The 26,135-nt window shown below is 49.1% G+C and carries 13 protein-coding genes; 7 read left to right on the plus strand and 6 right to left on the minus strand.

The genetic code is table 11. From position 1 onward, the window contains the following. Positions 1–14 precede the first annotated feature (14 nt). From GGU45_RS08190 to GGU45_RS08220, 7 genes are all read left to right on the plus strand, one after another. Positions 15–3,209, plus strand: a complete 3,195-nt coding sequence (locus tag GGU45_RS08190) for a SusC/RagA family TonB-linked outer membrane protein (RefSeq protein ID WP_435223677.1) — start codon at positions 15–17, stop codon at positions 3,207–3,209. Positions 3,210–3,218: 9 nt separating this feature from the next. Then, positions 3,219–4,760: a RagB/SusD family nutrient uptake outer membrane protein gene (locus tag GGU45_RS08195; RefSeq protein WP_435223678.1), complete on the plus strand. Its 1,542-nt coding sequence runs from the start codon at positions 3,219–3,221 to the stop codon at positions 4,758–4,760. 36 nt (positions 4,761–4,796) lie between these two features. Then, the gene (locus GGU45_RS08200; protein WP_435223679.1) at positions 4,797–5,552 is read left to right on the plus strand and encodes a hypothetical protein; all 756 of its coding nucleotides are present in this window, start codon (positions 4,797–4,799) and stop codon (positions 5,550–5,552) included. Between the two features lie 28 nt (positions 5,553–5,580). Further along, positions 5,581–7,236: a DUF5008 domain-containing protein gene (locus tag GGU45_RS08205; RefSeq protein ID WP_435223681.1), complete on the plus strand. Its 1,656-nt coding sequence runs from the start codon at positions 5,581–5,583 to the stop codon at positions 7,234–7,236. Positions 7,237–7,298: 62 nt separating this feature from the next. Beyond that, the gene (locus GGU45_RS08210; RefSeq protein ID WP_435223683.1) at positions 7,299–9,050 is read left to right on the plus strand and encodes a LamG-like jellyroll fold domain-containing protein; all 1,752 of its coding nucleotides are present in this window, start codon (positions 7,299–7,301) and stop codon (positions 9,048–9,050) included. A 58-nt stretch (positions 9,051–9,108) separates the two neighbouring features. After that, on the plus strand, positions 9,109–11,118 hold the full coding sequence (locus tag GGU45_RS08215) for a M60 family metallopeptidase (RefSeq protein ID WP_435223684.1): 2,010 nt from the start codon (positions 9,109–9,111) through the stop codon (positions 11,116–11,118). A 54-nt stretch (positions 11,119–11,172) separates the two neighbouring features. Then, a complete protein-coding gene (locus tag GGU45_RS08220) occupies positions 11,173–12,903 on the plus strand; it encodes an alkaline phosphatase family protein (RefSeq protein WP_435223686.1) in 1,731 nt (576 codons plus the stop codon). Between the two features lie 1,032 nt (positions 12,904–13,935). Here GGU45_RS08220 and GGU45_RS08225 read toward each other — a convergent pair. The 6 genes from GGU45_RS08225 to GGU45_RS08250 all read right to left on the minus strand — a co-directional run bounded on the left by GGU45_RS08225 (position 13,936) and on the right by GGU45_RS08250 (position 25,538). Next, positions 13,936–15,510 carry an N-acyl-D-amino-acid deacylase family protein gene (locus tag GGU45_RS08225; RefSeq protein WP_435223688.1) on the minus strand — a complete coding sequence of 525 codons (1,575 nt, stop codon included), beginning with the start codon at positions 15,508–15,510 and terminating at the stop codon, positions 13,936–13,938. 500 nt (positions 15,511–16,010) lie between these two features. Next, positions 16,011–18,548 carry a phosphocholine-specific phospholipase C gene (locus tag GGU45_RS08230; protein WP_435223689.1) on the minus strand — a complete coding sequence of 846 codons (2,538 nt, stop codon included), beginning with the start codon at positions 18,546–18,548 and terminating at the stop codon, positions 16,011–16,013. Positions 18,549–18,630: 82 nt separating this feature from the next. Continuing rightward, a complete protein-coding gene (locus GGU45_RS08235) occupies positions 18,631–20,175 on the minus strand; it encodes a SusD/RagB family nutrient-binding outer membrane lipoprotein (protein WP_435223691.1) in 1,545 nt (514 codons plus the stop codon). 45 nt (positions 20,176–20,220) lie between these two features. Further along, entirely contained in the window at positions 20,221–23,562 is a 3,342-nt protein-coding gene (locus GGU45_RS08240; RefSeq protein ID WP_435223693.1) for a SusC/RagA family TonB-linked outer membrane protein, read from the minus strand. 178 nt (positions 23,563–23,740) lie between these two features. Then, positions 23,741–24,832 carry a FecR family protein gene (locus GGU45_RS08245; protein ID WP_435223694.1) on the minus strand — a complete coding sequence of 364 codons (1,092 nt, stop codon included), beginning with the start codon at positions 24,830–24,832 and terminating at the stop codon, positions 23,741–23,743. 172 nt (positions 24,833–25,004) lie between these two features. Continuing rightward, complete coding sequence (locus GGU45_RS08250; RefSeq protein WP_435223696.1) at positions 25,005–25,538, minus strand: RNA polymerase sigma factor; 534 nt, start codon at positions 25,536–25,538, stop codon at positions 25,005–25,007. Positions 25,539–26,135: the final 597 nt, after the last annotated feature.

Here is a 26,135-nt window from a genome sequence, read left to right on the forward strand (position 1 = left end):
ATAAACTATACGATATGAGAGCCATAGTGCACATAAGCCTTGTATTACTGCTGTTCGCTTTCCAGGCAGAACATGCATCGGCGCAGGGCAATGTAAAGGTTAGCGGAACGGTGATCGATGCCGATTCTCAAACACCCATGTCGGGGGTAACGGTGTCGAGGGGTAAGGAATCAGCCCTCAATCACCTGGCCCAAACCGATACCCTGGGAAGGTTTACCGTAAACGTACCCATTGGTACCAACCTGGTATTTTCCTCTATTGGTTTTCAAACAACAACCCAGAAGGTGGGCAATGTCATCGATAGCATGCAGGTAGTAATGAAGACGAAGGATAACCCCATGAACCAGGTAGTGGTACAGGGGCTGCGGCAAACCAAAAGGGAGCTGTCAACCGGCTCCAGTGTTTCCATCAGCGGTAAGGAAATCCAGGATATACCCGCGGGCAACGTAATGTCGCTGCTCCAGGGTCGTGTGGCCGGGGTAAACATTCAGAACAATACCGGGTCTCCGGGGGCCATGGGCACCATCAATATCCGGGGTAGTTCCAGCATCGGCGTATCTTCAGATGGTATGTTAACACCTACCTCCCCGTTGTTTGTGATCGATGGGGTGCAGGTAGATGTAAACTCCGGTTACCAGTACGGCTACCAGACCGGGTCTACCGGTATCAACCCGATATCCCTGATACCGCCGGAAGATATTGAGTCTTTCGACTTTTTGAAAGATGCTACAGCCACCTCCCAGTACGGCGCCAAAGCCACCTATGGAGTTATCATTATTACTACCAAAAGAGGGCGTTCCAAAGTACCCGTGGTGGGCTATTCTGCCAACTTCTTTTTGAACACGCCGCCCCGGCTGCGGCAGGTATTGGGGGGCGCCGAGGAAAGGGCCATCCGCATCCGCACCATTATGGATTATGATACCGCATCCCCCGAGAAATCGCGGCAGCTGCTCTACCTGTTTCCATATTTAACGGATAGCCTCAACGCCTATTACAATAACTCCACCAACTGGCAGGACTATTTTTATGGTAATACCTTTAACCAAACGCATAATATTTCCATTTATGGAGGTGACAGGGCATTCAGCTATAAAACCAACCTGAACTATTATAAGGAAAACGGGATCATCCGCAATACGGGCTTTACCCGGTACCAGATTAATATGAACGCCACCTATCAGCCGTCAGACAAATTCAGGATGATCGCCAGCCTGATGGGCGGGCTGGGCACCAAGCAGAACGGGAGCGGTGTGGGCCTGTTTCAAACGGGCGTTGCTTCCGGATCCAATGCCTCATCGCTGCTGCCGCCCCCCTCGCTTTTTTCAAACAACAACGCCGTGCTGAGCAGCGAAAACATCCGGGATCATAATAAGAATACCAATATCCTCTCTAACCTGGTGATCCGGTATCAACTTATAAAAGGGCTGCAGCTGCAGAATGACCTGGGATACGGATTCAACTCCGGTACCTCCGACCGGTTTACCCCCTCATACCTTAATAACGGCTCCTCCCGGGCAGATAATTATAATGATCGCAGCTACCAGCTCAATAACCGTACCATGCTGAACTATGTACGGTCCTTTGGTAGTGAAGACAAAACGCATACGGTGAGCGCCTATGTGTTTAATGAAGTATCCAGCTCCGGGGCAAAGGCCAATGTGATGCAGCTCTCCCAAACGCCGGATGACCAGATCGAAGGGCCCATTGGCGCCAATGGCGGCAGTGCCAAGGGGGGTACCGTTTCCATGACGGATAGCCGCCAGCATGGCTATGGCGGTACCGTAGAATATAACTTCGCTACAAAATATGTATTAATCCTGGGTTACCGGCTGGATGGAACTTCCATCAACGGCCCCTCCCGCGGCTATACCAAGAGCCCTACCGTGAGCGGCCGCTGGAACTTTAGCAAGGAAGATTGGTTTAAAAATGTTTCCTGGCTCAGCTATGGAGGCATCCGGATGGGCTGGGGGCGTAACATAAGGCCCAGCGGAAACATTTTTAATGTGTATGGGAAATATATTTACGGCCCTCAGTATAATAACGACCCCACGGTTAACATCGATTTTGGAAATATCCCCAGCCCGGACTTTTTGCCGGAAATCGGTTCGGACATCACCGGGGGGCTGGATCTGGGCCTGTTTCAGAACCGGGTGGAGCTAAGCATCGAGCCCTATTACCGCTCCAACGATAACCAGATCATTAATATACCGCTCAATAATACCAACGGTTTTGACCGCAAAGCCACCAATACCGGCAGCCTGGTAAATAAGGGGCTCGACTGGACCTTTACCTTCCGGATCTTTAAACCGGAAAAACCCTTGCAATGGACGGTGCGGGTAACAGGCAACCACAACCGCGGCATACTGGCCCGCCTGCCGGACGGGCTGCGCGAAATGGAAGCGTCTGTTACTGATGCGGGCGGCAGCGTGCCCATTGTGCAGCGCCTGGGCCGCAACCCTGTATCCAACCTGCTGTATTATACCAATGGCATTTATGCCAGCACGGCCGATGTGCCCGTAAACCCTGCTACCGGTAAACGCCAGCAGCTGGGCATCGGGTCCGGGTTCTACTTCCAGGGCGGTGACCCCAGGTGGGTAGATGTGAACGGGGACTATATTATTGACAGCAAAGACCTGCAGCCTATTGGCAACCCCGAGCCCCTGTTCTTTGGCGGCCTTTTGAACGAGCTGATGCTAAACCGGTCGCTTTCCTTAAGCATTAATATGGCCTACGTGTACAAAAGGGATTTATTGAATGCAGTAACCGCCTCCCAGCTGCAGAAATACAGCAACCCGTATGGTTTTAATGTAAGCGGCAACGGAGGGTTAACGCCCATTGACCAGTATAATTACTGGAAACCCCTGAATGCGGACCGCTCCGTGGGTACCGCGGGCGCCCAGTATCCCAACCCCTTCGATTTTCGCCGGGCGGGTACCCTGAGCCCCTTCCGTACCAACCAGACCCTGTTTATGGAGGATGGCTCCTATCTTAAAATAGGCTCCATTGTACTGGGATATATGGTGGACCGGCAGTTTACACAACGCTACGGCATTTCGCAGCTCCGGGTTACGTTATCGGCCAATAATGTGTATACCTTCTCCAAATACAGCGGGCCCAATCCTGAAAATGTGACCTCCCTGGGGCGGGATGTTTCCGGGGGATACCCCTCTGCACGAACCTACGCGGCCGGTATTAATGTTCAATTTTAAAACAGAGCAATGATGAAAAAAATCGTATATATCATTTTGGCCGGGTGGCTGTTACTGGGTAATTTCGGCTGTAAGAAATTCCTGAGCCTGAACCCGCCCAGCGACCTCTCCGGTAATAATTTCTGGCGCAATAAATCGGATGTGGAGCGGTATACCAATGGGTTGTATGAGCTGTTTCGCCAGGCGGTGTTTCGCCCGGATATGACGGCGCCTTCCGGTACCGGCGAATTCCCGTTCCTGTGCTGGACGGGCGATCTGAGGGGCGCCCCTCTCGTGCACCCGGGCGGCGGAAGGGAATATTTCGGGTACCTGACCAACAATGACATCAGAACCGTTGTAAATTACAGCACTGACTTTTGGCATACCAAACGCTTTACCCAGTGGGACCGTTTTTTTAAGACCATTGCATCGGCCAATATTGCCATTGACCGTATACCGGGTATCGATGATCCTTCCATGTCGGATGCGGACAAGGCCCGTTACCTGGGTGAGGCTGCTTTTATGCGTAATATCTGCTACTTTTTTATGGTGCGGCTCTATGGCGATGTTCCCTACTATACAGAACCCTATTTTAACGGCAGCCTGCGGCGAAAGTCCATGGCCGAAGTGCTGAACAACTGCTCGGCCGACCTGGATAAATACCGCAAGGGCCTGCCCTGGACCTATGATAACCCCGCCCACCTGGCCGTAAGAGCCATGAGGGGCTCGGCTATTGTGCTGCAGATGCACATCAATATGTGGCTGGCGGCTTTTGATGAGGTGAACGCAGAAGGCTATTATAAAAAAGTAGATGCCCTGGGCGATGAGCTCTGGAACGAGGGGGGCAAACAGGCTTATGAACTGCTGCCGCTGACGCGCACCAAGGAGATCTTTAAAGGCCGCAGCCGCGAGGGGCTCTTTGAAATTCCGCAGAACGTGAACTATGGCGAGTCTTTCGGCTGGAGCGCTTTTTCGGATAATGTGCTCTATGCGCCCTATAAGCGGGCGGGCATCAATGATAGCTATATCTATTATATTCCCAGTTTTATGTTCGAACTTTATCCCCAGGATCAGCCGGACCTGCGTAAAACCGCCTGGTTTAATCCCGCTACTATGTACTCCGGCACGGGCAAGTTCATCATGCTCAAATATGCCAACGTATATGCCAACGAAAATGCGGAGGATGTAAACCCGGATGATAACCAGATCGTATTTCGCCTGCCGGATGTAAACCTTTTGCAGGCGGAAGCGCTTACCCACCTGGGCGACAGGGGTAAGGCGCTCCGGCTGGTAAACGAGGTAAGGGCCCGTGCGGGGGCAACGGCCTTCCTGGACGAAGGAGAGCAGCCGCTGCTGGATAATATTTTTTATGAGCGCTGCCGCGAGTTTATGGGCGAAGCCCAGTACTGGTATGATGTGGTGCGTACCAAACGGATCATTGACCCGCAGTACCGCTACGGCTATCATTGCTCTACCGAGCAGTTTAAGGCAGGCGCCTGGACCTGGCCCATTGATCCCGCCGCCCGGGACAATAACCCGGATATTGTCTTAAACCAGTACTGGCTTAACTAAGGGCCTGGCTTTGATAACAACCATAAAATGATTGAGATGCGTAAAATAGTTACAGGTTATTGTTTGGTATTGGCAATCTTGCTGCTGGGCAGCAGTTGTAAAAAAGATTATTACCGGGATACCGGCACCCTCTCGCCGGAGTTTAATGGTACCGTGCTGGAGTATCTTCAGTCAAAACCGCATTATTTTGATTCCATCGTAAAGATCATCAAAATGACCGGGATGGAAAATGTGTTCAACTCGGAAACCATTACTTTTTACGCGCCGGTGGATACCACCATCAGGGCCACACTGGATGAAGTAAACTTTCAGCTCAGAGCCCAGGGAAGGCCGCAGGTAACCCGTATGGAGCAGATCAAGCCCGCCGTGTGGAAAAAATACCTCTGCCGCTACCTGTTTAAAGGGGCTAAATCCATGAACGATTATCCCCAGCTGGATCCCGAGAACCTTTCTGCCTTCCCCGGCCAGGTATATGCGGCCTATGATGGGCAGCTCATGAATGTGGGGGTAATACAACTAAATGCCGGCGGCGTAAAATATGCGGGCTACCGCTACCTGCAGCTGGGTTATATTCCCTCGGAAGCGGCCGCGCGCGATTATTTTAGCTGGAGGAATGTAGATGTGGCCTCTGTAAATATAAAGCCCAAAAATGGCTATGTGCATGCGTTGAGCGCCTACACTTCTGAGGCCTATAGTAATGATGAAGGGGATGGTACCATTTTCCGCACCACCTTTTTTGGCTTTATACCTATTGATTTTTACTTAGATGCCTTCAATGCCGGGATCGATTAGTGTTTATTAAAAAAATTGAATTGACGTTATGAAGCATATTTGTTTTTTTCTTTCTGCCCTGTTGCTTTTTTGCAGCGCCTGCAAAAAAGATACGGTTAAGGCTACCGAGGTATACCCGCCCTCGCCCCTGCCCTTAGTTAAATTTTTGAGCGATAAGCCCTCGCCGGCCAGCGGTGCGGCGGGTATTGTAACCACGTTTAACGTAAAAGGCCTGGATGGGAAAAAAGGCCAGTTTAAGTTTTTCATCAATAAGATGGAGGCAGAAGTGGTAGCTGTACGGGAAGATGCCATAGATGTCAAAGTGCCGGAGAATGCCAGTTCCGGCGGATCCTCCATCCTTATCGATAATGAGTATTATTTTGGCCCTGCATTTATCGTAACGGGTAAAGTGTCCATTGATCCGGATTTTAACACTGGCGCCTATCGCGCCAATGCGCCTATCAACGGTATTTTTTCAAGAAGGGGCAATGACAATTCCCTGGTTATTTATGGAGAGTTTACCGATTATAAAAGTGCGGCTACCACCAATGATGCCGTTTCCCGCATTGCCGTTATCAATGGCAACGGCGATTTTTCTACGGGTGAAGAGCGGTTTAAGATGGGTAAACTGGGGCTGGACGGGCCGGTAACGGCCGTAGCAGAAACCCCGGACGGAAAGTACCTGGTCGCCGGCAGCTTCTCCAGGTGCGATACCATCAATAACCTGAACGGTCTGGCTATTTTTACGGGCCGCAACGGCGCCCTGGAGCGTACTTCCGTGGATGTGATCAACCAGGACCCGGATAACCGCCCGAACGATAGTAAGGCCCTGGTACCCATCTTTAATGCCGGGCTCCAGAGCTTTGGAGGCGGCTTTACCACCGTAATCTCCAACCTGTTTTATAAGGAAATTGATGGCCGGTACACGTATACTGCAATTGGTAATTTTAACCGCTACAGCAATGTTTTATATGAGCGGTCTACCAAGTACAGTTACCAGTATCAGTATGTGATGACCAACCAGCTGGTCCGCATGAAGCATGCCGGGGAATTTGATTCTTCATTCAACTATGATCCCATTTTGAAGAAGGGTTATGAAACGGGCAACGGGTATATTTATGATGCCATCCGCCTGCCGGATGAAAGTTTTATCGTTGTGGGCGGGTTCACCACTTTTAATAAAAAAAGAGTGAACTATATTACCAGGATCGATGCGGTTACCGGGCTGGTAGATGAAAGTTTTAACGCCGGCCAGGCCGGCGCCGATGGAGCCATCGGCAAGATCGTTTATAATGAAGTTACCGGCAAGATCATGCTGACGGGTGGATTTAAAAATTATAATGGACAGCCCGCCAACGGAGTGGTGATGATTAACGAGGACGGCAGCGTGGACACCAGCTTCAAGTTAAAGGAGATTGACGGCACGGGGATATCCTATGCCGGGCAGCTAAGGGATGGAAGAATTATTATATCCGGCGGTTTTAGCAAATACGATGGTATTGTAAGGGAGGGCATGGCCATCCTGAACCCCGATGGCACCCTGGCCGCTGGCTGTAATGCTATGGGCATGTTCCGGGGCAGGATCTCCGCTATACTGGAGCGGCCAAGCGTGAATGGCTCAAAAGTCCTCTTTATTGTAGGAGATTTTGAGCGGTTTGATAACAAAGAAGTGGGGAACATTGTAAAAATAAGAATTGCTCCATAGTGCAGGTACAGCGGTGCCCCGGCGGAAAATAAAACAATGAATATTATAAATCATTACGGAAGATGCATACTTTTTATACCAGGAATGTAACGGCTTTGTTATTGCTTTTGGGGCTGACCATGGTGGCCTGCAACAAGCCGTTTCCCAACCCGCTGGATGGCGGCCCGGGTGCTGATGAAACCGTCATTAACCGGAAGGTGTTGCTGATAGAAGTGGATGGCGGCGTTGGAAGCGAAGTGCGGGATATTAACCCCCCCACGTTAAATAACCTTACCAGTTTTTCTATGTACTCCTGGGATGGCCTGTCGAATCCAGACAATATTGAGCAAACCAATGCCCTGGGCTGGGCCACCCTGCTAACAGGGGTAAACAGCGCCAAGCACCAGGTAACCGGCAATGATTTTGCTACCAATAATTTTGCGCAGTATCCCAGTCTTTTTACCCGGATCAAAGCCTTTAACCCAACGGCCCGTACGGTATCGTTCAGCAGTGCTGCATTGATCCCCGATGGAGTGGCAAAGGATGCTACTGAAAAAAAGGCCCTGGCCTCCGATGCAGAAACAAAGAATGCTGCGGTTACCGAGCTTAAAAGCCAGAATCCCGCCTTTATGTTGGTGCAGTTTGGCGATGTGGATGCCGCTGGCCTTGCCGGTTCCTATTCGGCGGAAGATGCGGGGTATAAGGCTGCGGTGCTCACCACGGATCAATACATCGGTGAAATTTTAGAGGCCCTCAAATCCCGGCAGTCTTATAAAAGCGAAAACTGGATGGTGATCATCACTTCCAACAAGGGAAGCAATACCGGCTACGATCCCGGGGCCGGTTATTGGTATGCGTTCAATGATCAACGGCATAACACCTTCTTTTTTTCCTTTAATCCCCGCTTTGTAAGAAAAGAGTACAACAAGCCGGAAGGGGTGCCCTACGCGGGCACTGCTCCTGTGTACAACGGTACCCAGGCGCAAAACAAGCGGGCACGGGTGTTTAATGATGGTGGTTTGTATGATATGGGCGAAACAGGCAGTTATACCATCCAGTGTAAAGTGCGCATCCCCCAGGGGAGCTATGGCTACCCGGCGTTTTTATCAAAAAGAGCCGGTTTTTCAGGTGGCAAACCAGGTTGGGTATTTTTCCTGGAAGGAAACTACTGGCAAATCAATTTTGGGCGTAATAATCCCAAGGGTACCAGCAACCGCCAGGTCCGAGGTCATGCCATCTCCGATGGTAAATGGCATGCATTAACCGCGGTGATCAAACAGGAAGGCGCGGCACGCAATGTATATACCTATACCGATGGGGCGCTTTATACAGGCGTGAGCCAGAGCAACCGGAACATTACCGACTGGGGCAACATCAACAGCCCGGAGCCGCTTACCGTGGGTAACCTGATACCGGATAACAATACCAACCTGAGCGACTACCTGGTTACCGATATCCGGATCTATAATACGGACCTGCCCGAAAGCTATATCGGAAGCAACTATTGTAAAACCGAGATTGCCGGAGATGACCCTTATAATGATTATCTTTTAGGATTCTGGCCCGGTACCAGCCCGGTAACACAAGGTAACCTGACCCTGTTGGAGGACCGTAGTAAAAACAAGCACCCCTTTACGCTGAGCACCTACAGCCCCACTAATTTTGTAGATGTAACGGATAAAGTGTGCCCCTTGATTCAGCCGGCGGTGTACAAAACGGTACCCAATGTGGTGGATGTATCGCTGCAGGTATACCAGTGGCTGGGCATTGCGGTGCCGGATAGCTGGAAGCTGGATGGGCGCTACTGGATACCGGCTTTTAATGATTTGCAATAATGAATAAAATAAATAGGATGCCGTGCACGAAATGGGCCATCAACAAAAAAATAAACAGATGAAAATATTTAAGAAATATATGCTGATCCTGCTGCTGCCGGGGGTACTGATGGTATCCTGCCGCAAAAGCAGCCCGGGCATCAGCGAAGACGGCACACAAAATAAGGGTGCAGATGGTCCTTCCATTACCATCGATACTTCCATTGCTACTATTGATGCCAGTAAGTTTGATAAGGCCCGGGTATTTCCGGGGCTGGTTTGTAAGGAAGAACCCAGGGTGGATGTGAGTTTGAACATGGACCTCAAATATGAGTATGTGGCGGAATTTCTCCGCACTACCCGCCCCCCGGATCCCCAGTTCAGTACCGGCCTCTATGCAGCGCCCGGTGAGCTGGTGATTATCGACATTCCTTCAACGGAATACTCCCTGTCGGTACAAATAGGGGCCTGGACGGATGACCTGTCTTTTATTGCAAACCCGCTGCGGGACCCCGTTATTGTGAGCCGTGTTCAGTTAGCGCCGGGGCGTAATTTTGTGCGCAATCTTTATGGCGGACCTATTTATATTATACCGGCACGGCCCGTTGAACAGCCCGTGCCCATCAAATTCAGCAATGTGGTAAAGTCGCCGGATTTTGTGCTGGGGGTTACCTCTAATGCCGACTGGAAAGCCGCTATTGCCAAATCCTGCGTGCCCTATATTGAGCTGCGCTCTAAAAATATTGTGTTTGTAGTGCCCCGGGACTATTGCGTACAGTATCCCATTGCCGACCCCACCGCTTTAATGACCGAGTGGGATGGAGCCATCCTGGAAGATTTTTACAAATGGCAGGGCCTGGAAGAAAACCCGGTTGATGAAAGAGACCAGGCGCCCCTGCTGCCCTGGCGGATCGTGCAGGATATACAGCCCTCAAGAGGGTATGCGCATTCCGGCTACCCCGTGGTTACCTATAACGACCGGGGCTGGTTTGATGAATTCACCAACCTGGATGCCCTGAAAAAGGGCGGAGCCTGGGGTACCTTTCACCAGCTGGGGCATAACAACCAGCAACCCCTTTACTGGAGCTGGAACAGCCTGGCAGAAGCCACCGGGTTCCTGTTTGCCTTTAAAGCAGCGCACCGCAACGAGATAAACGATCCCCTGGCATGGCCTCCTAAAAATGATAAACTGGCCGCCAGTATGGAAAATGCCATCGCTTTTGCAAAAGATACTACGATTGCTGTAAAGCTGTTTAATGGATCAGATGCGCGCGTAAACGATCCTTTTGCAAGAGTAACCCCCTTTGTACAGATCATTGATAAGATACCGGCCAACTGGGGATTTCCGGGCCAAAAAGATGGATGGGCTTTTATAACCGAACTGTATAAAAAAGCCCGGAGGGCCAACCGGATCTCATTATCGGACCAGGATAAGCAGGACTTTTTCTACGAAACATTATGTAATTATACCGGCCAAAACTGGAAGATCTTTTTCCAGCGCTGGGGTATTGCTATCAGCAATATTTCGTTGGGTAAAATGGAAGACCTGCCGCTGATGACCCAGAAAATATGGGAGTATAACCCCATTACCCGCACGGGGGGTGATGATTTCTTTGATCCCGATTTTTATGCCAAATCCAACTGGTCTATCCTCGCCTTTAGCTCCCAGGAACCCAATGGGGAAGGGCCTCCCAATGGTTTGGCAAGCGCTATCATTGATGGTAACGTAAATACTTTCTGGCACCCGCAGTGGCAGGCTGCTATTGGTACGCCACCGCACTGGATCACGATTGATTTTGGCTCCCGCCTGAAGATCAATGGTATTATGTTTACCCAGCGTCAAACGAGCGGCGACTTTAGAAAGATCAAAAACCTTACGGTTGAAACCAGCAATGATGCGGTGAACTGGACAGCGGCATCGGGTAGTCCCTACCTGCTGACGGTTGATAATACCCCGCAAAGCCTGGGCTTTAGCTCCACCGTTACGGCCCGGTACCTGCGCCTTACCGTACCCACTACAGACGATATATTCCAACCGGCGAATGGCATTTTTTGCTCCATGGCGGAAGTGGACGTAATAAAACCCTGAGAACAACGGAATATGCAATGATGGAAAGACCAAAAAAGTAAAACGAAGATTGATATGAAACAAAATATAAAGTGGTTGTTTTTTGCCGGTATGCTGGCGCTCACGGTAGTGTCCTGCACAAAATATGCAGACCCGCCCCCCGTTTTTGAAGACCAGTCAACCGGAGACAGTACACAGGGGGGAGGACGAAAAGTACTGCTGATCGGCATTGATGGCGGGGTAGGGCCGGCGTTTAAAACCCTTAAACCGGCCGCCATTACGGAAATGCTCAAGCATAGTAAGTATTCTTTTGATGGCATTTCTGAAAGGGCGACAACGGATGCTGCCACCTGGAAAACCATTGTAACCGGCGTTACCTACGACCTGCATGGGATCAAAGACAGCAGTTTTATTTACTCCCCCCCCTCGGGCACCGATGAGCACGCGGCTATCAAAACCTACCCGAGTTTTTTGAACTACCTGTTAACCTCCTCCAAGGGGCTTTTGAATACGGTAACCGTATCTTCCTGGAAGAGCTGGCTGACCACCCTGCTGCCCGATGCTAAAAAACAAATACAAACAACGGATGATAAACAGGTAAAAGACTCTGCCGTGGCGCAGTTGAAGAACGGAAACCCGGACCTGATGGTGCTGGAGTTTAGCGGGCTGAACCAGGCGGGCAAACAGGGCGCTTTTTCTGCTTCGGACCCCGGCTATAAGGATGCGGTTACCAAACTCGATGGCTATATAGGGGAAATCATGGCCGCTTTAAAGGCAAGACCGGAATACGACAAAAAGGAAGACTGGCTGGTGATTGTGGTTTCCAATCATGGCGGTAAGGACAATCAATACGGAGGGCCTTCTGAAGCAGAACGGAATATGTTTGCGCTCTATTATAATGAGCGGATGACCGGCTACGAGATCCAAAGCAGCAAACGTACCGGGGTGCTTATAAAAGGAACACCGGGCAATGGGTTGGTGAATGCTATTATCCCGGATGACCAGGGGTTGTATAATTTTGGCGATCAGCAAAATTTCACCTTTGAAACAAAGGTGAAGATCCCCACCAATCAATCGTATAACAATACACGCTTCCTGGGTAAGAAGGCGAGCGGCGATCAGACCGTGGTGGGATGGAGCTTCCAGATGGTTCAACGAAAATGGAGGGCCGGTGTCGGCAACCCCGCAGGTAATGGCTGGATCGAAACCGATGTGTCTGATGTTGAAATTGCCGATAATAAATGGCATACCTTAACCTTTGTGGTAAATATGGAAGGTGGAAAACGATATATGCAGATCTTTACCGATGGCATTGCGGGTGGAGGTAAAAGGGAGATTACGGCCCAGGGATCTTTAAACACTACGGCCCCGTTAAGACTTGGTTTTATGCCACCGGTGGATGTAAATACCCCCATCTATTTTGGAGAGGTAAAAATGTTTAAGGAAGCGCTCACGGAAGCCGAGATCAAGGCCGGGCTGTGTATTACAGATATGGCACAACATCCCCAAATAGCCAATCTCATCGGTTACTGGCCCGCCAATGATGGTGTAGAGGCCGGGGGGGTGTTTAAAAATAAGGCTTCGGTTGGATACGATTTTCAGATCCAGGGCGACTATTCCTGGGGTTGGGTAGATGATAGTCCCTGTGCGCCCTTTGTTACAGGTCAGCAGCTGGCACCCTTACTGCTCCGTACCCGGGATGTGGCTGCCCAGATCTTTTACTGGTTGAAAGTGCCCGTAAAAACAGAATGGGGCCTGGAGGGCAAAGAATGGTTATCCCAGTTTGACCGGGAGTTTATCCGGTAAATAAAATATACTCCGTGCCGGGTAAAAATGTCCGGTAAAAATCGTTGCGCCCTTGCTCCATAGCGTCTTTGCGCGAAAGTCAATGCACAAATCTATCCGGTAAGAAGTATAACTGATCGAAAAAAGGCTGCAGGAATTTTATTTTCTGCGGCCTTTTTTGGTTATCTGAGAGTACCGTATATTCTCCTATCCGCGTCAAACAGGTTCTTTGGGCTTGCTGATTGATTAAGGTCTGCTGTCTAAGTAAGACCAGTGCCCTATTTTTTTCCACTTTTGTTCCCTCCACATTGGTCGGGACAGGCTTGACACAAAAGCGGAGCAAAAGATCTAGTCCGCCACAAGGCAAATTCCGCCCTATCGTGATCGGATGCGACTGAATATTTACGGGGGGCGGAACCGATAAAATCTGCGTTGCAGGCTTGGTTATGACAGCCTTCCAGCAGCAGTACGGGTAAGCCTTTCACACCAAAAAAACAGCATCTTTTAATGGCAAACAGGCGCAGCGCGCCGTTAATCCTTATAACCATGAGCGCCCAAAAACGCCCGTAGCCGCAGCGCGGCGGTAATTTCCTGTGCACGGCTTGTACAAACCGCAATGATTACCGGTGCGCTGCACCTTTATTACCCGTATTGTCGTTTACTAACAGGATCAGCGCTGCGCTGCAGCTCCCGGGGCAAAAATTAACTTGACGCACATGACATTGGTCGGGGCAGGCTTGACACAAAAGCGGAGCAAAAGATCTAGTCCGCCACAAGGCAAATTCCGCCCTATCGTGATCGGATGCGACTGAATATTTACGGGGGGCGGAACCGATAAAATCTGCGTTGCAGGCTTGGTTATGACAGCCTTCCAGCAGCAGTACGGGTAAGCCTTTCACACCAAAAAAACGGCATCTTTTAATGGCAAACAGGCGCAGCGCGCCGTTAACCCTTATAACCATGAGCGCCCAAAACCGCCCGTAGCCGCAGCGCGGCGGTAATTTCGTATACCGGGCTTTTACAACCTGCAATGAATACCGGTGTGCTGCACCTTTATCGCCCGTTTCGCAGCGTTTTCCCATTTCTTTCCCCGGTATGCTGCCCCTGGTTTACGGTAATTTCCCCATTCACCAGTACATATACAAAACCGGTGGAGTAGGCGTGTGGCTTTTCAAAAGTAGCGAGGTCCTGTACTTTTCCGGGATCAAAAACAATGATGTCTGCTGCCATTCCCTCTTTAATTAATCCGCGGTCTGTAAGGTGAAATTTCTGGGCCGGTAAGGAGGTCATCCGGCGGATGGCTTCCTCAAGGGAAATTACTTTTTGGTCCCGCACATATTTTGCCAGCACCCTTGCATTGGTGCCATAGCCGCGCGGGTGAGGCATACCCTCGTTCAGGATGCGGATGGAGGCATCGCTGGCAAACATATCATAAGGATATTTCATGATGTATTGTACATCACCTTCGCTCATGCCATGAAAAACGGCACTGGCGCCCCCGTTCATCATCATATCAATAACCGTCAGGGCTTCTTCCCGGGCATTGTGTTTGCGGCCTTTCATCCGGTTGATCTGCTCAATGCTTTTACCGTTGTAGCTGGTATCGGGTTTATAATAAGCCACTACGGCATAGCTGAAATGTTTGAGCTTCCGTTGCTTCAGGCTTTTGAGCATATCACTGATTACATATTTCCTCACTTCCGGCCGCTGCAGGCGTGCACGGATGCTATCCTGCCCATCTGCCAGCACATCGTCTGGCAACAGGGTGCTGATGGAAGTGCTGCTGGCGGTATAGGGATATTGATCAATGGTGACATCGATGCCTTCCCTGCGGGCGTTTTCGATCATAGCCACCGTTTCCTTACTGCGGCCCCAGTTTTGCTGGCCGCTGAGCTTGAAGTGAGAGATCTCCACCGGGATCTTTGCTTCCCGTCCAATTTGCAGGGCTTCCTGTATGGCATCGGTAACCTTGTTGCCTTCGCTGCGCATATGTGTGGCATAAACACCATTATATGGTGCAACCACCTTTGCCAGGGCAATGATTTCATCGGATTGGGCATAGGTGCCTGGTATGTAAATAAGACCCGTAGAAAGCCCCGCCGCGCCCTCCTTCATAGCGCGCGCCACCAATTGCTGCATTTTTTCAAGCTCAGCAGCTGTGGGCGCCCGGTTGGCACGCCCCATTACCGCCTTGCGCACATCGTTATGACCAATAAGCGAGGCTACATTGATTGAAAGTTTTAATGAGTCGAGCCAGTTAAAGTACCGCCCTATATTTAGATTGGAGGCACCGCAGTTGCCGGCCACCACGGTGGTAACCCCATCGTAGATAAAACTCTGCGCCAGCGGGTCCCGGTCTTCATCGCCTTCAATATGCGTGTGCACATCAATAAATCCCGGCGCCACAACCAGGCCACCGGCATCAATAGTGGTTTTGCTGTTATAGGCAATGTTTTTGCCAATGGCCAGGATCTTCCCGTTTGCAACAGCAATATCGCCGTAAAACCAGTTGTTGCCCGTGCCATTAATGATTTTCCCATTCCGGATCAGCACATCGCAGGAGGGCTGCGCCCATGCTTGTAATGCGCACAATATGCAGGCGGCCAGCAGTGGTATTTTATGGAACATAGGAGGTAAGGTACAAAAAAAAGGTGAATGCCACTGAGGCACAGAGGCACAGAAATATTTTACGATGTTGTGATCTGCAGCGGGTTTCAAAAGGAGGGCATAACATTTTTTGTAATCCTTTTTAACGCAAAGGACGCAGTGAATACGCAATGCCCGCAACGGCGGGTTCCTATTAAATATCCTTGCGAACCTAGCGAATTCCTGGCGCACCTTGCGGTTAAATCCTGACTCTAAAAGAAGTTTGAAAGAATGTTATTGATCCATTTCAAAACTGCACAGATCTTTAACTGCTTACAGGAAAAAGGAAACTGAGTTTATCAATGATCCGGAAACTGAATGAAAAGCTACAAATTCCTGCCAGCGTACTCATTCAGGCGTATTAATAATAAAGTAATGCCACTGAAGCACAGAGGCACAGAAATATTTTTGTACACGGTGATGCCTGACGGCTGAAAAGGTCCAATAGATCAGTGTTTCTGGGTCTCTGTGGCATCCCTCCATCACAAAAGCAACGGATCACTGAATGATTCCTTCCCGGTTTCTACCCTTCCGGCAAACCTGCGCTCAAATGGCTGATCATTGCGGAGCAATACCGAAAAATCGTACCATCCAAAATTCTTTTCAAGCAAAAGTGTGAGGCGCTGCGAGGCTCCCGGAGCCAGGGTACGGAGCAGGTTCCGCTGCCCGTAGCTGTTATCCCTTACAATGATGGGCTGCGATTGTGCTGAATGGTTCTGAAGCAACAGCTGCACCTGTCCGTATTGTTTGCCCTGTGCAATCCCATACCGGCATTCAACGGTGATGCGTGCTTCGGCCGCGTGGCCCTTTAACTCCCGGTAAAAACCATTGGGACCAAAAAGCGCCAGGTGATATTCCTTGCCCGCAAACCCGCTTAGCGGGATGGGGTATTTCAGGGTTTCACCGGCGGCTACTGCAAAGGACCAGTTGCGGTTAACCACCGGCCGCCCATCGGTATCCTTGTAAGGCAGGTAGGCATATACAGAGAAGGGGCTGCCCATGGACCGCTCCTTAAAGATAGCGGTACCGGCTTTTAACACCAGTTCTATTTGCTGATGGGCTGCATCCATATATGCATCGGCATACAGTTCGTAAGGAAGTGCGCTGGATGGCTTTGCCCCTTTTTCCTGTATGAAATAGTTCCTTGTTTTTTTGAAATCGGCCCGGATGGCCCGGATAGCGACTTCCGTCAATGGCGCCACCCCCTCCGGTATGGGGCGGTAGCGGGCCTCATCAATGCGTTGCAGAAAGGCATCCCGCTTCAGAAACTCCGGCTGTTTTACGGTTTCGCCGTTATAAGGACGGAATACGGAAGAAAGATCGCCGCAAACAGCCCGGCGCCAATCGGAAAGATGGGGAAGCCGTAATTTTTTCCCGGTTTTTCGCGAAGCAAATTTTTCGATAAACTGTACCACCGAAGTATGGTCAAATACCTGGGAGTTTACATAACCCCCGCGCGACCAGGGGCTGGCCACTACAAAGGGCACGCGGTAGCCGAGCCCGATGGAGCCCTCCCGGGCATTGGCCTTGCTAACGCCCTTGAGGCGGATCTCATCATCCAGCGTCACAAATTCCTTATCGATATGGGTGATGCTGCCTGATACGGCGCCTGTGGCCGGGTTCCGGAAATCCGGTGCGGTAAAGGGAGGCACATGGTCAAAGTATCCATCATTTTCATCATAAGTAAGAATAAAGATGGTCTTTTTCCACAATTCTTCATTGTGCGTAAGGATATCCAGTACTTCAGAAACATACCAGGCGCCAAACCAGGGCGCGGAGGGGTGGTCCGAAAAATACTGGGGCGCTACCAGCCAGGAAACGGCCGGCAGTTTTCCTTCTTTGACATCCTTCCGGAAATTGGCTAGTACATCCGATTTGGGCACCTGCATCTTCCGTTTTGTGCCATGGTCATCATATTCGATGGTTTCGGTTTTGTGGTAATCCGGGTCAAAATCATTGGTGGCAAATGCCTTGTCGTGCAGGGCCTGTTCTTTTACGCTTAATGGTTCTGCCAGTTCCCTGCGGCAGCGATCGAGCTCGGCTTCATAACGCTTTTTGCGCTCTTGTAAACCGTTTAGCGCGCGTTTTATTTTTTGATCGTCCGGCTGCTCAATGGCTTTTTGCTCCAGCTCGGGTTGTTCTTTTTCCAGGGCCGCAAGCTGTTTTACCAGGTACTGCTCATATTTTCGGGAGCGGCGTACCCGGAAGCGGGTAAACCATTCCAGCGGGTTGTCCGTAAAATTACTGAGCCAGGCATCCGCGTCGCCTTCAAGACCTGAGGGGAGGCTGATTTCATTCTGGTATACTTTCCAGGGAATATGATGTTCCTCCAGCAATTCCGGAAGCGTCTTCCAGTCGCTTTCGGCGCTGTAGTCCGATTCGCTGTTGCGTACCAGCGCCGGGCTGGAGGCCAGACCGTCTTTGCGGAGTGTGCCCGACCAGAAGTAGAGCCGGTTTGGTGTAGTGCCGGTGAGCGAAGAGCAGAAGTGCTGGTCGCAAACCGTAAAGGCATCGGCCAGGGCATAGTTAAACGGGATGTCTTCGCGGGTATAATAGCCCAAGGTCATGGGTTGCCCTTCAAAGCCTTTATAACCGGTTCTTTTGGCATTAAGCCATTGGTCATATTGCCCGTTGTTGCGGGCATCCACCTGGTCGCCCCAGCTATGCGGGAGCCCGCCCATCCAGGTAATTTTGGTTTGCTGCATATCCAGCCGGAAAGGCAGATAGGAGTTCTTGTTTTTATCCGTTTGCATCCAGGCAGGGCTGCCATCAGCAAGTTTCAGCACCCGCGGATCATTAAAGCCCCGCACCCCTTTTAAGGCGCCAAAACAATGATCAAAGGAGCGGTTCTCCTGCATCAGCAGCACAATATGTTCGGCATCTTCAAAACTGGAGCCTTTGGCCGGGTTAATGGCCATCGCTTTTTGAATGGACGCCGGCAATACGGAAAAAACCCCGGCGCCACCAGCCAGTAAACTGGTCTTTTTTAAAAAGTCTCTTCTCGAAAAATCGATCGGCATGGCAGATAAAAGTTTAAAAGTTCAAGGCTTAAAGTTAACGAAACAGTTAAACTCTAAACCTTGAACCTTGAACAAAAGCAATCTATTTCAACAACCACATTACCTGGTTGGCATCGTCTGTGCCGCCGTATTGCGACTGAATGGCAGCAGCTACATTGGTGCCATTATTATCCAGCTCCAGCTGCGGGTAAAGCCAGCGGACAGGGAACTGGCTGGCGGGAATATTCCGGTTGGTATTCTGATTCAGAACAAACGCAGGATAGCCGGTACGCCGGTTTTCATACCAGGCATTATTATCAACACCCTGTAAAAATCCGGCCAGGTATTTTTGTGTGATGATCTGTTTAATCTGGTTTTCTGCAGCGCCGGTAAGCGCTACGGCGGCTGTTGCAGGATAAGCGTTGATATAAGGGGCATCCATTGCCATACCATGATTGTAAGCCGCAGGAGTATAATTGGCCAGGAAGTTCATCGAACTTTGTATACCGGCTGCATAGTAAGCCTGTGCACTGGTTCCCGTAATCCAGCCTCTTACGGTTGCTTCTGCTAAAATAAACTGGATATCCCAGTAGTTTAATAATCCTACAGGCTCTGCATTAAACAGCTCTTTATACCGTTTGTTAAATTCACAGAAATTGCCGGAATTTCTTGAGGAGGTGGTATTGGCAAACAGGTCGGAGGCCTCTATGCTCACATAGGCATCCCAGTCGGAAGCCTGTTTACCAGCGGTGATCTGGGCGGGGGCGGGCTCTGCATAGTAAAACAGTCTTCTGTCGTTTAGAGCCTTTAAAGGCGTAATCAGTGCGCCGCCCACCATGGATTGACCCGAAAAGGAGTTGAGCTGAATGGGTGTGCTGCTCCAGGGATAGGCATACCCGGCGGAATTGACATAAGTTACCGCAAAATTATCATCGTAGTTGCGCATGAGCGGCCGGCTGGCTACAATATCCTTAAACCGGTTTACTACATTCAGGTCGGCATCGCCGGTTTTTTTGTACAGCTGCATCAGTACATGCAGCTCAAAGCTGTTGGTGAGCCGGCGCCATTTATCCACGCTTCCTTTATAGATAAAATCTCCGGAAAAATCAGTGCCCGTAGCAAACAATGTATTGGCGCTGTCCAGTTCGTTCAGGATGCCAACAAATACCGCCTTCTGGTTATCATATTTGGGTTTTATGACCCCAGCGCTTTCGCCTTTAAGCGCATCGGAATAGGGGATATCGCCTACCTGCATGGTGAGCTGGTAAAACTGCCAGGCTCTTATAAAATGCGCCAGCGCCGTATAGGAATTTTTTAAACCAGCGGGCTCATTGGCCGCATAGCCCAGCATCGGCGCCACATTGCGAAGTACGCTCAATCGTCCAAAACTGGTCCGCGCTATTTTATTGTACTGGAGATCTTCCTGCCGCTCGGTCCATAACACATATTTCGATAGCATAAAAGGCCCGCAGAACCCTTTGGTGCTGGCAATATCATCGGACGTAATGGATTTAAGCATATTGGTTGCCAGCCAGGGAGCGGTGGAGGTGGTGGATGCATCGGGATTCGCATTGATGGCATCAAATTTTTGGGTGCACGATGCCCACACTATGGCGGTGACGAGCATAACCATTATATATTTCAACATAATTTTCATTTGTGTATTTTTAGAAGTCATACAATCGCATTCACTTTATAATCCCAGCTTAATGTTCAGGCCCAGCATCCGCTGCGAGGGCGCGTTTAAGTTTTCGTTACCAAGATCGGGATCCGAGAATGTGAATTTTGTCCACAGGAATACGTTTTGAGCCGTTAATGACACCGAAGCGTTTTTAATGCCTGCCTTGCTATACAACCTGGATGGGATCTTATAGCCTAATGAAATCTCTCTTAGCTTAACAAAGGACTGGCTTTTTAATCCATGCTCATAACTGTCTGTATTGTTCAGCTCCTGCATAAAGGCCTGGTAACCTACCGCTACATCATTGGGGGCAAATTGGCGGGTATCGGTAAGAATGCGCCCGTATTTGTCGTAAGTAGCTTCACCCGAAACCAGTTTTACGCCCTCTCCCACATAATTGGTAAGGCCATTTACCACCTGGTCGTACCGCCACTTGGTATCTGTTTCGGGATTGGTACCACTGTCGAACATCTTGTTCCAGATATAATCGTACATGATACCGCCAATGCGCCCATCGATGCTGATACCTGCTATGAAATTGTTGAAAGTAAAGTTGTTCACAAAACCAAATGAAAATTTGGGATCGGTATAGCCCATATTGGCTTCATAGGGGCTCGAAGCCACCAGTCCGCCTACAAGAATAAGATTGCCCTGCGGGTCTCTTAATAAGGGCTGAGAAACATATACATCTTTCCTTGCGCCCTTTTTAATCCAAAGTTTATCGGGCGTGTAAACCGAGTCCAGGTCCACATAATAATTATGATTAAAAGAATAGTTGATCAGGGAGTGCCATTCAAAATTTTTACGTTTGATAACAGCCCCGTCTACTGTTACTTCAATTCCCTTTCTTACATAGGTTTCACCGGTAGTAACTAACGACTTATTAAAGCCGGACCCCTGGGAGATGTTGCTGCTGATCTGCTGCTGGTAATAGTACTTGTTAAAATAAGCTAAATCAACGTGCAGGCGGCCTTTAAGAAAATAAGCTTCGGTACCTGCTTCCCAGGTTCTTGATGTGGAGGGCGGCAGATCTGCCGGCAGCAGGTTTGTGGGATAGCTGGTGCTGGGCAGTCCCCAGGAAGCCGCAGAGGTATAGGTACGGTTGTTGTCATATATTCCTGCGGGTGTTTTACTTTGGGTCCAGGATCCGCGCACTTTCCACATATCCACGGCCCTGGGCATGTTGATAAACTGGGAGAGGATGATGCTTCCTGCAAAAGAGGGATAAAAATAGGAACGTTGAGAGACGGATTGCGTAGAGCTCCAATCATTACGCCCGGTAATATCCAGGTAAACAATGCGGTTCCAGCTAAGAGAGGCTTTGCCGTAAAGGCTGTTTACCTGTTTTCTCCAGGTGCCGAAATTGGTTTTTATTTTGTCGACACCCACTGCGGTCGATGCCACGGCATTGGCCAGGGAGTACCAGCCGGGAATGGCAAGACCATTAACGGTTTGGGCGCCCTGCTCCCGGTTAATATAATAAGTAACGCTTCCGCCACCCAGCAAGTTTACATCAAAGTTGCCGAACTTTTTGTCGTATGTTAATATCAGGTCGTTATTGGTGCTGAAGCCCCACATCTGGTTCATACCATACATTCCTTTGCCACCATAGTTCCAGCTAAACGTGAGGTAATCCTGGCCAAATGTGCCTCTGCTGGATCCTCCCCGCGTAGAGTTAATGCCCGCAGGGCTTTGTACCGTTTCTTCATTTTTATAAAAATCATACCCGGTACGGAACATCAGCTTCAGATCTTTCGTGAACTTATAGTTAGCGGTGAGGCTGGCATTGAGCTTGTTTTTTTGAATGCCGTCTAATTTTTCGTAGGCAATCATGTAAGGGTTATCATACCACTCGGAGTACAGCCAGTTTTGTTTTACGTTGGGGGTAACCCAATAATCCCTGTACTGGCGTACATCATAGTCGGGCCCCGTCCACATCTGCAGCTGGTAAATATAGCCCTGGGCGCCATAACCCTGACCCCAGATCTGGGGCGATTGCTCCCAGGTATAACCCATGCTGCTTTCCACGCTGAATTTCTTGCCTATTTTTAAAGCCCCGCTCATTGTATAGTTGATGATGTTCAGCTTTTCGTTGGGGAATTGCCCTTTGTTATAAATATGATTCACACCAGCTCTGAAAAAGCCGTTCTCTCCATTTTGGGTAACGGTGATGTTGTTGTTGGTGATAAGGCCGGTTTGCAGAAAGTTTTTAAGGTTATTTTTTCCACTGGATACCAGGGGCATCATTTCTTCCTGTTTGGTAACGGGGTTCCATTGTTTGGCACTGTTGCCAATATCTAATTTTGGCCCCCACACATAGTCGGTAGCAATCTTTCCGTCAAGACCATGGCCGTAAGAGGTTTGTATTTTAGGAATGGCCAGGAAGCCTGAGGCGATCATGGTATTGCTGTTAATATCGATAGACAGTCCTCCGCCTTTTCCTTTTTTGGTAGTGATCATAATGGCACCATTAGCGCCTTTATAACCATATAAAGCTGCCGCGGTAGGCCCCTTCAGTACGCTGATATCATCAATATTGTCGGATGGAATATCGCGCAGGGTCATATTTTCATAGGGTACGCCATCAATAACCAGCATCGGTTTCTCTCCGCGCAATTCAATGGTGGGACTTGCGTTAAATTCAGTTGAGTTTTTTATAACAAGGCCCGAAATCTTTCCGGTAAGGGAGGTTGCAGCATCTACACCTTTTACCGTTTGAATCTGGTTGCCGCTTACTTTTTGCACGGCATAACCCAGCGCCTTTGCTTCGCGCGTAATACCCAGCGCCGTTACCACCACTTCTTCCAGTGCGCGGTTGGCTTCCTCAAAAATTACGTTGAGGGTTTGGTGGCCGTTTACTTTTATTACCTGGGTGCCGTAACCCACATAGCTGAAGGTAAGCTCATCAAACTCGTCTACCTCAATACTGTATTCACCTTTATCATTGGTAATGGTGGCCTTGCCTTTATTGGAAGATACGGTTGCGCCGGCAACGGGCTCACCTTTTGAGTTGGTAACCACACCCTTTACGGTTATGTTCTTTTTGATGGCTGCTTTTTCGCGAATCACGATTAAATGATCGCTCATTTGCTGGTACTCAAGTCCCGTTCCATTAAGAATGGTTGGTAGTAATGATAAAACAGGAGTATTCTGCACTTTAATATTTACCATGCCGGTTTCATCCACCAGTTTATTGCTGAACACAAACCGATAGTCCGTTTTTTTCTGTATGGTTTTTAAAATGGTAGACAGCCGGGCACTCTCCAGCTGCAAGGAAACGGCCCCCTGGCTGTATCCTGTATGAGCAGCAACCTGTGTTGCGGTTACCAGTATCAGGGCAAGACATAATTTCATAAACAACAGTTTTTTGAGCAGCCGACGGGGCCACTCACTCGGGTAAGCACATTTTTTCATACTTTTATTTAGTTTATTATTAAACAAGTGGAAGGCTTTGTTCCTTCCATTTTCCATGAGGGGGAAATGGCCGCAATCCGTTTCTCCCTTTTTTTGATTTTTTTAGTACTGCATTTTCTTATTTATATATAGTGATTTGATTGACGGTTCTCTTATACGAAAAGGAATAGGAAAGCTGTAAAGCTTTTAATACCTCATCGATATTCTCCTGTTGAAAAGTTGCTGTATAACGGTAGTGCGCCACTTCATCATTGGCAATGGTAATGGCCACATTGTATCTGCGTTCAAGGATATTTTTAATTTCATCAAGCGGCTGGTTTTCAAAGATCAGCAGGTCCTTCACCCAGGCTGTTTCTATATTCTGGCCGGCATCATGGTAAGTTAACGCCACTACTTCGGGCTTCGTTGCAGCCTCCCGTGTGAGGCTGTCCCGAAGGGGCATTACAAACTTCTGGTTTACCTGCAGGGTTTTGTAAACAATATCGTTATCTCCCCTGGGAAGCAGGATTTGTATCTTCCCTTCCAGCAGCGAAGTTTCGCTGTACCGGTCGTTCGTATAAGCCTTTACATTAAACCGTGTACCAACGGCCCTGATCTTATATTGCGCTACATGCACTATAAAAGGAAGCGCTTTATTATGCGCTACGTCAAACAAGGCCTCGCCCGTCAGGGATACATTCCGGTCCTGTTTACCAAAGCCGGGCGACACCAGCAGCCTGGAGCCCGCATTCAGTACCACCTTTGTACTGTCCGGCAGAAAAATAGTTTTGTGTTCGCCTGGCCGCGACTGGGTTGTTTGACCAGAACCGGTATTGGGTTTAATGGCTGCTGAGAGTGGGCCTGCTGCCTTCCGGGGCTGGTTAAGCAAATAGATGCCTGCGGTAACTAAAAGCAGGAAGCAGGCCGCAACAGCAGTCCACCTTTTCCATTTGATGGGCCAGGGATGTTCGTTAATAGACCGGAGGGTTTTTCCGGAAGCAATGTACAGCGCATGTTCGGGCGAATCATCGGTAGCGGATAATTCATTTTGCTTTTTTTGCAGCATATATTTGAGCCCCAGCACCAGTCTGCGGGACTCCTCAATAGTGATTAGTGCTTCGGGGTGTTTTAACAGGTAGTCATCCCAGCGAGCAATGTCGTGGGGGTTGTTCCGTGTGCAAAAAGCAATAAAGGAATCATCAATGACCAGTTCTTCTACGGTATATGTCATGTTCGCAAAGCCGGTTTCTATTACAGACGCCGGTATTGACGAAACCTAACCGCTTTTTTAACTTTATTTTAGAAATTGTTTTGAAGTAGCTCCTTCCCGGTACAGCCTCCACAGATTTACAGGAGGCGATCTTCTTTGCGTTTTATAGGAAAAGTTGTTTTTAAACAGGTCTTTATGGAACCAAACAGAGCATAAAGTTGACCAGCCGTTCCAGCGCGGTGTCTTTTTTAAGATGCTGCCGTAAGTGCTGGATCCCTTTTGAAAGGTTATTATAAATAGTTTGGTGTGTAAGCCCTGTGAGGGCAACAATTTTTTCAGTGGAATACCCCTGGTAATATTTCATATAAATCACCCGCCGGAACCGGGCGGGCAGTTTTTTAAACGCAGCAGCTATATGATTGATCAGTTCAGCATCCGTTTCCAGTTTTTCAATGATCTCCTGTGCGGAGGGTAGATAGAAGGATTCGATTTCCCTGTAATTGCCCCTGCGCTGCTGGATCCGGTGCAGATCAATAAGCCTCCGTTTAAAGGCGGTGACCAGCCAGGCTTCAGGGTTTTGAATGGCGTCCGGCAGGTTTTTTTGCAGTAAATCCAGAAAAAACTGGTGTACAATGTCTTCGGCTTCCTGTAGGCTATATCCAAAATGACAGGCGATTGCCTGGAGCTTGGGTCTGTATGCAGTATACCAGGAATCGATCAAAAGCATGAATCAAACTTACGCGAATAATTAATAGAAGAGTGCTGATGTTTTTAAATTGTTATTAATTGTTTGTAAATGAATTGTTTATGTAGTTGAGGGATTCGTTCCGTGAGCATCTGTAAGTAAAGGTGCCCAAATAAAAAGACCGGGTTACGCGCATACATCTGCATAGAACAAATAGCTACATTTATTTGGGCTGAATGTATTTTTATTATGTGCAGGCAATTGCTTAAAATATTTTCGAGAAAAAAAATGATTTCAAACGATTGAAGCCGATGTCATTGTTAAAGATTTCAAAAACCCTATTATCTTAGGCTCGTCATTTGAATAAACATAAACTATGTGAGCGCATATTTAAAACTGATCAATTAACCGCCATCGATTAAAGGTTGCCTGGTTTTTTCATTTAATGGTTGATAGAAAAATATTCGGTAGATCGGGTTGAATCAAAAGAGGCCGGAACAGCCACCGACCCTGAGTTTAACGCGATAACGGGAAGCTTGCATCATCTGGATTGCTAAATATCTGGCTGGAGACCAACTATAGACTCGCTTTGTCAATGAATTCATACAGGACCTTAATTATTAAGAATATTTATTTATT

The organism is Niabella hirudinis, from assembly GCF_051201075.1.
Classification (GTDB): domain Bacteria; phylum Bacteroidota; class Bacteroidia; order Chitinophagales; family Chitinophagaceae; genus Niabella; species Niabella hirudinis.